At 29.2% G+C, this 11,987-nt stretch carries 11 protein-coding genes; all 11 read right to left on the minus strand.

From position 1 onward, the window contains the following. Window positions 1-31: 31 nt before the first annotated feature. Complete coding sequence (locus LQK79_RS01440) at window positions 32-940, minus strand: glycosyltransferase family 2 protein (protein ID WP_053241054.1); 909 nt, start codon at window positions 938-940, stop codon at window positions 32-34. Next, entirely contained in the window at window positions 933-2,069 is a 1,137-nt protein-coding gene (locus LQK79_RS01445; RefSeq protein WP_331000621.1) for a glycosyltransferase, read from the minus strand. The genes LQK79_RS01440 and LQK79_RS01445 overlap by 8 nt, the downstream gene beginning before the upstream one ends. Then, window positions 2,066-3,496, minus strand: coding sequence for a flippase (locus LQK79_RS01450; protein WP_231015220.1), 1,431 nt, complete (start codon window positions 3,494-3,496; stop codon window positions 2,066-2,068). Before LQK79_RS01450 ends, LQK79_RS01445 begins: the two co-directional genes overlap by 4 nt. A 44-nt stretch (window positions 3,497-3,540) precedes the next feature. Continuing rightward, complete coding sequence (locus LQK79_RS01455) at window positions 3,541-4,248, minus strand: WecB/TagA/CpsF family glycosyltransferase (RefSeq protein WP_053241056.1); 708 nt, start codon at window positions 4,246-4,248, stop codon at window positions 3,541-3,543. A gap of 39 nt (window positions 4,249-4,287) precedes the next feature. After that, window positions 4,288-4,854: an acyltransferase gene (locus LQK79_RS21020; RefSeq protein WP_331000622.1), complete on the minus strand. Its 567-nt coding sequence runs from the start codon at window positions 4,852-4,854 to the stop codon at window positions 4,288-4,290. A 21-nt stretch (window positions 4,855-4,875) separates the two neighbouring features. After that, window positions 4,876-5,526: a sugar transferase gene (locus tag LQK79_RS01465; protein WP_053241059.1), complete on the minus strand. Its 651-nt coding sequence runs from the start codon at window positions 5,524-5,526 to the stop codon at window positions 4,876-4,878. Between the two features lie 21 nt (window positions 5,527-5,547). Further along, window positions 5,548-6,774 carry an O-antigen ligase family protein gene (locus tag LQK79_RS01470; protein ID WP_231015221.1) on the minus strand — a complete coding sequence of 409 codons (1,227 nt, stop codon included), beginning with the start codon at window positions 6,772-6,774 and terminating at the stop codon, window positions 5,548-5,550. Between the two features lie 114 nt (window positions 6,775-6,888). Then, the gene (locus LQK79_RS01475; protein ID WP_231015223.1) at window positions 6,889-8,112 is read right to left on the minus strand and encodes a glycosyltransferase family 4 protein; all 1,224 of its coding nucleotides are present in this window, start codon (window positions 8,110-8,112) and stop codon (window positions 6,889-6,891) included. Window positions 8,113-8,128: 16 nt separating this feature from the next. Further along, complete coding sequence (wecB, locus tag LQK79_RS01480; RefSeq protein WP_231015224.1) at window positions 8,129-9,184, minus strand: non-hydrolyzing UDP-N-acetylglucosamine 2-epimerase; 1,056 nt, start codon at window positions 9,182-9,184, stop codon at window positions 8,129-8,131. A 14-nt stretch (window positions 9,185-9,198) separates the two neighbouring features. Continuing rightward, complete coding sequence (locus LQK79_RS01485) at window positions 9,199-10,401, minus strand: glycosyltransferase family 4 protein (protein WP_231015225.1); 1,203 nt, start codon at window positions 10,399-10,401, stop codon at window positions 9,199-9,201. Next, window positions 10,402-11,970, minus strand: a complete 1,569-nt coding sequence (gene murJ / locus LQK79_RS01490) for a murein biosynthesis integral membrane protein MurJ (RefSeq protein WP_231015226.1) — start codon at window positions 11,968-11,970, stop codon at window positions 10,402-10,404. Window positions 11,971-11,987: the final 17 nt, after the last annotated feature.

Raw genomic sequence — 11,987 nt, forward strand, 5'->3', positions numbered from 1 at the left:
CCCTTTTATACTTATTTAAACCATAGCCTATTCATTTAATAAAATAGCTTATTTCCTTCAAATCAACCAAATTTATGTCCGCTTTAAACCCACAAATTAAGTTCTTTATAAGCTGCTTAGGTTCTTTTCTTATTATAATTCTTCCAATTGCTTCAATAAAAATATAAATTGAAAACACAAGCTTTTGAATTGCATTAGAATTTCTTTTTATAAAAACAACTCTATTTCTATTTAGAAAATAATAACTAAGCCCACCAAACTTAGAAATTGTAGCTGAACCTTTATGATAAACCTTACTTTCATATACACATAACAACTTGTATCCATTTTTTTGTGCTCTAATACAAAATTCTGTTTCTTCAAAAAACAAAAAATAATTTTCAGGTATTAAACCTATTTTCTCAAAAACCTCTCTTTTACATACAAAGCAGGCTCCTCCAAGAAAATCAACAGTGCTATTTCCCTTATTTGAATTATCATAGGTCACTCCCATACCTATGCGTTTAGTAAGACCTGTATACAAACTTATATTAGCACCTGCACACTGTACTTTACTTTTATCCTTATATTCGCATATGCATGGTCCTGCAATTCCCACACATTTATTTGCATTTAGCACCTTAACTATTTTAGACAAAAAATCTTCCTCTACAACTACATCATTGTTTAAAACACATATGTAATCTGCTCCATTATCTAAAGCATATTTTATCCCTATGTTGTTTCCATTGGCATATCCAAGGTTTTGATCAGCTCTTATTATTTTGTATTCACTAAACTTAAGCTTAAGCGAATTATAGCAATCTATAGCTTCCGAATTATCTACAACTACTATCTCATAATTACTATAATGTATATTTTTTAAGCTTTTGATACATTCTAAAGTATCATTAATTGTATTATAATTTAGTATTATAATAAAAACTTTAGGTTCATTCATATATATCATTTTCCTTTATATCTATTATTTTGCTGTGAAGTTTTTTAACTATAATGTCCCAATCATAATTCTCCCTACAAAACTTTTCTGTTGCATAAGATGCCTGAGATAAATTTTTGCTTTCAATTAATTTATTAATGCCGTCAGTAAGTGCTGAAATGTCACCTACTTCTATTAAAATTCCATTATCACCATTTACAATTTCATCTGCTATACCTACATTAGTAGAAATAATAACATCACCCATAGCTCCAGCTTCAATAAGTGCTATTCCGACACTTTCAAATTTAGAAGTAAGGCAAAATATTTTAGCCTTCCTGTATTCATTATAAAGTTCTTTTCTATCATATATTGGTCCTTTAAATATTACTTTTTTCTTAAGATATTCATACCTCTTAAAATAGTTATCTATTTCCTCTTCAAACTTTTCTTCTATAGGTCCTACAAAAACAAGTTTCCAATTTCCAAGCTTATTTTCATCTATATTAGCAAAAGCGTCCATTAACATTTTAGAATTCTTTTCAGGACTTCCTATTCTGCCAACACTCAAAATTATATCTTCTTTATCATCAAATTTAGCTTTAAGTTTGACTTCTCCCCTATCAAAATCCAAACCATTAGATATGTTTAATAATTTTGTTTTATGCAACCTTAATTCACTTTTAAGCTCGTTAAATATTTCTTTTTTTTCTACACCTATAATATCTACTCTTTTTAAAAATACATTTAATATCTGCCTCTGTACCATATTCATTTTCTTAATTTTATCTACAAGAACCTTTGTACAGTCTAACTTTAAAAATATGATTCCATTTTTATTAAACATTTTATATATAAAGGCATAAAATACAGAATTCAAAGTCATATGGAATATTTGAAGTACATCTATTATATGAGCATTTTTTTTTACATACAAGTATATATCCTTAAAGTGACCATGCTCTTTTTTTATAAAGTCAATTTTTAGTCCCTTAACTTCATCTTTTAAATATGGATATTCTCCATTTTTATAAGTTGCTACAAACGCATCATATCCGTATAGTTTATTTAATTTATATGCAATCATTCCAACATCCTTTGTCAAATGTACATTTTCTGTTTTTGGATATAAAACACAATATCTCATCATACACCATTCTTTCTAAGTAAGAAATCCTTTATTTCATCTAAAGTGATATATTTAAATAAGAACACTGAAGCTAAATAAACTAAAGCACTAGCTATTATATTTATTATAGCATTAACCATAAAAATTTTTAATTCCACAGTTACAATGCACATCGCAATACATGGTATTAATATTCTTAAAATATACTTTAATGAAGAAACCTTAACAACACTGGATGAATACTTCCTCATTAAATAAAGATTTATAACCTCTGAAATAACGGTTATAAACGCAGCAACATTCATTCCATATACAGGTGTCAAAATAAGATTCATTATTAAATTAAAAAACGAGGAAACCGTAACAGCTTTTAAATACTTCTTTTCCATATTCCAAGCGTTAAGTCCATATCCATATATTTCCCTTATAAAAAGAATTAATATGTATATTAAAAGTATAGAAAAAGGAGCATATGCTTCAGCATAACTTTCACCAAAGAAAATAAGCATAATATCCTTTGAAAGTATGAGGCCACCCAAAACAAGAGGCATAACTACTGCTATAATAATCTTTGAGGTTTTATCTACTATTTTATTCAAGGATTTTGTATCTTTATTGTTATAATAGCTAATAAAAAGTGGGAATACAACTGTAAAGATCATAGTCTCCACATTCATTAAAAAATTAATAATGTAATAAGCAGAGGAATAAATACCTGCTTCAGTATTTCCTCTAGTAAATTCTATTATAATTTTATCTACATTTCCATTTATCATAGCTAAAATGCCAGACACTAAGAATGGAAAACCAAAATTAACATAGTTATTTACTTTTTCTCTGTTTAAATTAATTTTAAGCTTAAATTTCACTTTAAAAAAATAAATATATAATTGATACACACTTCCAAGAACTAAAGCTATAAATGTAAATAACGGTATATAATAAATTTGGCTTTTACTTTTTAAAAAAACATATATTAAAATAAAAGGTATAATATTTTTTATTATATTATACACTGCATTGTACTTCATTTCTTGAATTCCATTATATACCCAATCTATATTCATGCCTGCTGGAATCAGCGTAATTCCATATACTAGTAACAGCACTCTTAAGGAACTATTTTTCTCATTAATACCAAATAGCTCATAAATAAAAAATATTATTATAGCTACAAGAATAATAAGTATTGCTCTAAATGCAAAGGTATCCCCTACAATATAAGGTGTATTATCTTTATCCTTTGCAATTTCTCTTGTCCCATAAGTTTGAAGTCCAAACAAAACAAACATAGTTAAATACGTCATTATCGCTTGAACCGTTGTAATATCTCCAAACGCAGACTTTCCTATTATTTTTGCATAATGAGTTCCCGTAAAAAAAACCATAACTTGAGCTAATAAATTAGATACGCTTACAAACAAAAAATTCTTAGCTACTTTATTCATTTCTACCTTCCTCTTAAGCATATTTAAAAATACTAACTATGCTTTTATTTATTTATTAAGACTTTAATTAAGAAAACAGGTATCGCACCTAATCTTTTTATCCTATATGGCTCTTTAATAACCCTATAAAGCCATTCAAGTCCTAATTTAATCATCCATTTTGGTGCTCTTTTTAAAACTCCTGCGAAAATATCAAAACTTCCACCGACGCCCATATAAATACTGCACGGAAGTTCATCCATGTACTTAACTATAAACCTTTCTTGTCTTGGACTTCCCATAGCAACAAAAATAGCATACGGCTTAGATGCTTTTATATCTTCAATAATATCGTCGCAATTATCTAAATCAAAAAAACCATTGCGAAAACCTGCTATTTTTAACTCGGGATATTTTTTTTGTATATTTTGTACGCAAGCTTCAAGTATTTCCTGCTTTGTTCCAACAAGATATATACCCTTATTTTCAGCTTCGCACTTTTTTATTATTTCTTCCATAACTTCTATACCCGCAATTTTTTCCTTGACAGGCTTACCTATGAGTTTAGAGGCAAGTACAACACCCACACCATCAGGTATTATTATAGAATTTTTATTTGTAAAATTATCAAATAAGAATTTGCTATTAAGACCATTATAAAGCACCTCTGGATTTCCAGAAATTATATTAACTTTATTCATATTGCTAATATCTCTTAGCAGCCTATTTTTTGTGTCACTGTATATTTCATAACCAAGTATATTTACAGACATAATCAGTCCTCCATATGAGATTTACAATCCCTCTAAAATTCAACCTTCAAGTTTCTTTATAAATTTTGCTGGAACACCTGCTGCAACAGTATAATCAGGAATATCCTTAGTTACTACTGCACCTGCACCTACTACCGCACACTTACCTATAGTTATACCGCATAAAATAGTAGCATTCGTACCTATAAATGCTCCTTCTTTTACTAAAACTTTAGCTTGCTTTCTCCTATAGAATTTGCTAATCATTCTTTTGCCAACATCTTGATGGGTAATTATACTTACTCCTTCAGACACAACAGAATCTTTTTCCAAGAAAATTTCATCAGCAAGATCAAGAAAAACTTTTCTGCCTATAAAGCAATTATCACCAATATGCAACTTAGTATATTGGCGATATGTATTATCAAGTATTAAACCTCTTTTAATATTAGCATTTAAAGCAATGTGTACCCCAAACTTTTGCATGGAGAACGCCAGAAAGCGTTCACTACAATTTTCAATATATCTATTTATAACATAATCTCCTAAAATCTTAGCTTTAAATTTAATTATAAATATATTAATGCATAAAATTAATTTAATTACACTCTTAATAAGCTTTTTCACTGGTTCAACCCTCTTTATAGATTAAAATGCTCCTTCATGCTTAAATACAGATACAAATGTCTTAAGTAAAATTTTGAAATCATAAATCACTGAAAAATTTTTAATATAGGTTAAATCATAAAAAATAGTTTTTCCAAGTTCAATTTCTCCTCTTCCGCTGACTTGTGCTAAACCTGTGATGCCAGGCACAACCATAAGTCTTTGTTTATAATTTTCTGGATAAAATTTAACCACATCTGGTATTTCTGGTCTTGGTCCAACTAAACTCATATTTCCAATTAGAACATTAAAAAGCTGAGGTAATTCATCAAGGCTAGTCTTTCTTAAAAAGCCTCCAACTTTTGTTATTCTATTATCGCTTTTACTTTGAAATACAAACTTACCTAAGTTTTCAGGATCTATATCTAGGGCTCTTTTTTTTTCTGCATTCACTATCATAGTTCTAAATTTATATATTTTAAATTCTCTACCATTTATTCCAACTCTAACTTGCTTAAATACTGCTGGTCCCTTTGAATCTAATTTTATAGCAATAAACAAGATTAAAAGTATAGGACTTAGTATTACTATACCAATTAAAGAAAGAATAAAATCAAAAAATCTTTTTATTATAAAGTGGACTTTTTTATTTTTAATATCTTTTATAGGATCTATTACAATATCATTATCCATCTAATAACCTACTCCCTTATATTATAAATTTCTCTCTCTTAGATATGCCGCTTCTGATAAAGCTAAAAGTACCCAGAAAAAAGTAGCTACTTTGGGAACGAAAAATAAATTGTCTACAGTATTCATTACTAAAAATGCAATTGTCGCTGCTAAAAAACCAGTAAAAAAATATTTAAAGAACTTATCATTTGTCATATCTATAAACCTTTTTACATGAATAATCGCTAATATTATTATAGAGATAAAATTAACTATTCCAATTATTCCAAGTTCACTAAATACTTTAAGATACGAATTGTGAACTGGAAAATGACTGTATCCATATTCCAAATAAGGATATCGCTTCACATATTCATCATATCTTGTAACATAGTTTCCATTTCCAACACCGAGTATAGGGTGGTCCTTAATCATCTTTAAAGCTATTTTCCACAATTTAATTCTTGTAATATTTTGAGAATTGCTAGCTATATTTAAAATTCTCTCTCGAACTTTAGAATTAAAAAAGCCAAATAAAAATACTGGCACTAAAACAATAAGCATTTTTAATGAATAAAAAAACAATAGGCAAATTAACCCTACCCCAATCCCAACATATGAACTTCTAGAAAAAGTGAAGACTATATTAAAAAACATAGCTAATGTAAACAACCCATATAAACTTTTTTTGAGCTTATTTTTTTCATATATCATCATCATAATAACAGGAAAAATAGCTATAACCATGAATGCTGCAAGACTATTTGGATTATCTAATGTTGATGGTATCTTAACTTTAGTATAATCAAAGCCAGTTTTAAACTCTTTAGCAACACCTTTTCCACCAGTAATATATTGATATATTCCGACAACAGCAACAACTGCTGCACTGCAGTACAACACTGCTATTATTTTTTTTATATAACCTTTTTCATTAAATTTAAATTTAATTGTGTAAAAAATCATAACATAGGAAAAAAACCTTATAGCTTCATTTAACGCAATTGATTTATCTTTAGAATACGATACTGATATACACATTATAACTACAAAAATTAAGAGAGCTAAACATAAGGAATCTTTAAAAAACATAATTAAGTCCATTATAGCTTTTTCTCTTGTACTTTTTATTATAAAGCATAATAAATTATATAATATTAATATTCCAAAGAACAACATTTCTATTTTATCTACTTTAAAGTTATTTATGGGCAATATAAATAAATATATGCACATAATTCCGAGCATTAATTTTTCCAAGAGCTTCATAAAAATCACCATCTCTTATTATTGCCATTTTAGGCTTAATAAAATCAATTTTAAATTATGCATTACAAAATATTAACATTCTGTAATGCATAATGTTTTATCATTATAAATAAATCATTTATCTAAATCCAAAAGTATCTTTTCCATCTTTTTAGTTATATTAACTCTTGAGTAATTTTCAATAGCATATTTTCTTCCATTTTTACCTAGTTTGTCTCTAAGCTCAGGATTTTCATATAATTTTAAAATTGCATCTGCCATTTTTTTAGAATTTTCTGGTTCTACTACTATACCTGCATCAGCTGACTTTATAAGTCTTTCTGCTTCACCCTCAGCTGATAACACTATAGCTGTTTCGGATGAAAGAGTCTCAAATATCTTAGAAGGAAGAGCTCCTTTGAAAATATCAAGTTTTTTAAGAGGTATAATAGCAGCATCCATAGAAGCAACTATTTTAGGCATATTCTTCTTAGGTTGAAGACCTATAAACTTAACATTATTTAGTCCCTTTTCTTGAACCATATTTATAAGCTTTGGTTTTTCAGGTCCTTCTCCCACAAATACAAATTGTATATTTCCATAATCCTTTAATATTTCTGCAGCATTAATAATAACTTCAAGTCCTTGCGCAAGACCATGTATTCCAGCATAGCAAACTGCAAATTTATCTTTAATGCCCCACTCTTCTCTAAGCTTTTCATCTCTGTTTTCTGGTTTAAATAACTCTGTATCTATTCCATTGGTTATAACATGAACTTTATTCTTATCAAAACCTCTAGATACTATATTATCTACTATTCCCTGAGTTTGACCAGTTACTGCAGCTGCTTTTCTATAACAAAATTCTTCAAGTTTTGTTGATAAGCTTATAAGCATCTTGTTATGAAGCATATCTAATTTAACAGCTGATTCTGGCCATAAATCTGACACATTAAATATGAACTTAGCCTTTTTCTTCTTTGCTATACGATATCCTGACCAGCCAAGAAATAATGGCGGAGACTCTACTATTACCACATCTTGATCTCCAACATTTTTAGCACCTGTAAACATGGAGGAAAAAGTAAAAGATAAATAATTTCTAAGTCTTTTAACAAAGGTTTTTTCCTTAGACGTATATATACTTGTTCTTACAATGCTTATTCCATCTATTTCTTCCTCAACTAGCTTTTTTCCTTTATAGCCATCAAATATTTCACCCTTAGGATAGTTTGGCATCGCTGTAAGTATAGTAACCTCATGTCCAAATTTTTTTAAATGCTTTGCCATTTCAAAAATTCTATTTTGTGGCGCTCCAACTTCCGGTGGACAATATTGAGTTAAAAACAATATTTTCATTCTTTCACTCCCCGAATTAATAACGATCTAGTATATCTAATATTTTTTTTGCTGCTGTTCCATCTCCAAATATTTCTTCTTGCTCATTTGTTGGATTAAAACTATTAATTCCATTTATAATTTCATTTTTATCCGTTCCAGTAAGTTTATTCCACCCATTTTCAACAGTTTCAACCCATTCTGTTTCATCTCTCATTGTAATACATGGCTTATGCATGAAGAATGCTTCTTTTTGAACTCCACCACTATCTGTTACTATTTTACATGAGTGCATTTCTAAAGCTATCATGTCAATTGGTCCAACAGGTTCAACAACCTTTATATTACCACTAAAAGCCAAACCGTAATCTTGTATATACTTATGAGTTCTTGGATGAAGTGGAAGCACTATTTTTTTACCACTCTCATTCAATGCTTCAACTATGTTTTTCAATCTCTTAGGATCATTAGTATTCTCTGCTCTATGTACTGTTGTAAGAATATATTCATTATCATTTAAATCTAGTTTTTCTAAAACCTCAGAATTTTCCTTAGCCAATTTTCCAATTCGAATAACTGAATCATACATTACATCTCCAACATTGTAGACACCTTTTTCAATGCCTTCTTTTTTAAGATTTTTTTCAGCTGTAACTGTTGGAACAAAAAGATATTTTGAAATATGATCAGTAAGTATTCTATTTTGTTCTTCCGGCATATTCATATTAAAGCTTCTAAGTCCAGCTTCTACATGAGCTACAGGAATAAGAAGTTTGCTTGCACATAAAGCACCTGCTAAGGTTGAATTAGTATCTCCGTATACTAAAACTAAATCAGGTCTTTCTTTTTCGTAAATTTCTTCCAACTTTATAAGCATAGTTCCTGTTTGCTTTCCATGATTTCCAGAACCAACACCTAAATTATAATCTGGTTTTGGTATTCGTAATTCTTCGAAAAAAATTTTTGACATATTTTCATCATAATGCTGTCCAGTGTGTACCAGTATTTCTTCATGCTTTTGCCTGATTACATTAGAAACAGCAGCGGCCTTCATAAATTGTGGCCTTGCCCCTACTACCGTCAATATTTTCATCTGATTCACTCCTATCAATCTTTCATAAGCCTTAGCATTTTATCAACAACTGAAGATATATAAAATTCTTCATGTACTCTCTTGTATCCATTTCTTTCAATTTTCTCTCTATAATTTTTATCATCAATTAACTTTTTAATACCTTCTGTAAGCTCATCTACATTTTTTTCATTAACCAAAACTCCTGAGTCGTCACCTAAAAGTTCCGGTATACCACCGGTATATGTTGAAACAGCTGGAATATTGTACGCCATTGCTTCCATAAGCGAAACAGGTATCCCTTCTTTTTCACCATCACTAGTAACTATGCTTGGAAGTGCCACGCAATCAACCTCACCATTTAAATATAGCCTAAGCAAATCATCATGGGCTATTTTACCACAAATTTTAACACAGTCATCAAGCTTCATTTTTGTTATGTATTCATTAAGTTCTTTCTCCAAAGGTCCACTTCCATAAAAACTACATTTTATACTATAACCCATTTTTTTGAGATGTTCAATTGCCTCAATTAAATATTTATGACCTTTTTTCTCAACAAAATTAGCAGGAGTAACTATATAAAAATAGTCTCTTTTCTTTTTAGGCTTTATTTCTGCATCTGTAATTTGAACTCCAACATGAATTTTATGGCATTTTTTCTTATTATCCTCACCTATAAAACCAATCATCTCCTCAAATCCAGGATCATCTATAACTCTTATGAACTTAGCTGTTTCAGCTTTTTTTCTAAGCATATTATTTTCAGCTATATCCCATCTATGAGAAGTAAAACTATATGGAACTCCAGACATATATGATGCAATAAACGCCGTCGTCGATGGAGTTGAAGCCCAATGTGCATGAATATGCTCAATATTATTCTTTATAACAAAATCACTAGCAACGAGTCCCTTACTAATTAGGAGCAAATTCTTTAAAGTCTTAAGTATACTTCCCGAATGCACAAATATATTTCCAAGTAGACTAAAATATTTTAAAGGGTGTCTAAAGAATATAGGCACAGCACTAAGAATAACCTTAACACTAATAAGCGGAACATATTTAGTATGTTCAGCCACTTGTCTTATTTCTTCTCCTTTTGATAAATTATGATTAGGTCTTAAAGGCATAACAAGCACCTCATTACCCTTATTCATCATTTCTATAATTTCTGGTGGAATAAATTGTTCCCCATCACCATAAGGAGTTTGTGCTGTAATATACAATATTTTCATTTAATTCACCTCTGACTTATCAGATTTTTTTATTTTATTAATTACAATATCCGCAATTACTCCAATTTCTTTTATTTTTAAGATATAAGAAACTAAAATAAATATACACAAGCCAGAACCACATATAACTACAAGTTTTAATAAAACAATTATAGTTGAATCTAGGCCTACCAATAAATATGTATTTAAAACTTTTATATACAAACCCATTATAGTACATGCTAAACAAGTCTTAAAAAAAGTTATAATTCCAGATTTTATACTGAATTTTCCTATTTTATACCTAAGTTGATAAATAAGTAAAAAGCAACAAATATATGTTGAAATTGAATTAGCAAGTCCAAGCCCAGTAAGTCCCATAAATTTTATACATACGAATATTAATATAACATTTATAATCATACCAATAGCACTATTAATCATGGGTGTTTTGGTATCTTTAAAGGAATAATAAGCTTTGCAAATAAAATCCCTAAGACCATATGCCAGCAATCCAAGCGAATAGGTTAAAAGCAAGCTTCCTGTTGCGATTGTAGCTGTTCTATTGAATTTTCCTCTTTCAAATAATATATATATAATACTATTGGCTTCTAACATTATAATTACCGTAATAGGAATTATTAACACCAGTAAAATATTTACATACTTTTTAAGTGTAACTTTTAAATTTGTCAAATCATTTTCAACGGTTTGTTTAGACATCATAGGATATATTACAGTTGAAATTGCAACTACAAATACATCAACAAAAAGCGTAAACACTCTATAGGAATATGTTAACGCAGTTAAGCTTCCGGAACTATAATTGGTAGCAACAGCTCTCTCTACCATACTATTTATTTGCTGCCCACTTACGCCTATTATAACTGGTACTATCATCCACTCCATACGTCTTAGCGCTTTATCCTTAAAATCCACAAAAAAACTGTATTTAAATCCAACTTTTCTTATGGCAAACAGCTGCGGCACTATTTGCATAAATGTTGCTGCAAATGTTGCTATGGTAAGCCCCATTACCCCAAGTCTATCACCAAATATAAAAAGATATACTATGGTAATAGCATTTAGTGGTATTGAAACTAATGAAGGGATAGTAAAACTGTTTTCCGACTGCAGCACTCCGTTGAAAATATATATAACTGCATTAAAAATTAACGTTGGAACTAGTATTACGGTCAGCACTTCAGTTAAACTTTCTTGGCTTCCCTTAAAACCTGGATTTAAAATGTGTACAATTGGTTTATTAAAAATGATACAAATTATAGATATCAAACCTGTTGCTAAAACAAAAAAGTTAAGAACGTTATTTGCAAATTTATTTGCAGACTCCTTACTTTCTTGAAGTTTCTCATTATATAAAGGAATAAGTGTTGTTGTAATTGCCGTTCCAATAGTCATAAATATAATCATAGGAACATTAGATGCTGCAACATAAGCATCTAACTCTTTATTAGCACCAAATTTTGATGCAGTTATCATATCCCTTAAAAGTCCTAATGCTCTGGCAAACAATGTAAAGAAGGCAATAATTGTAACACTTTTAATAATGCTGCTACTTTTTTTCTTCATTCAACAAATTCCTTTCG

The organism is Clostridium guangxiense (assembly GCF_021043395.1).
GTDB classification, from domain to species: domain Bacteria; phylum Bacillota; class Clostridia; order Clostridiales; family Clostridiaceae; genus Clostridium_S; species Clostridium_S guangxiense.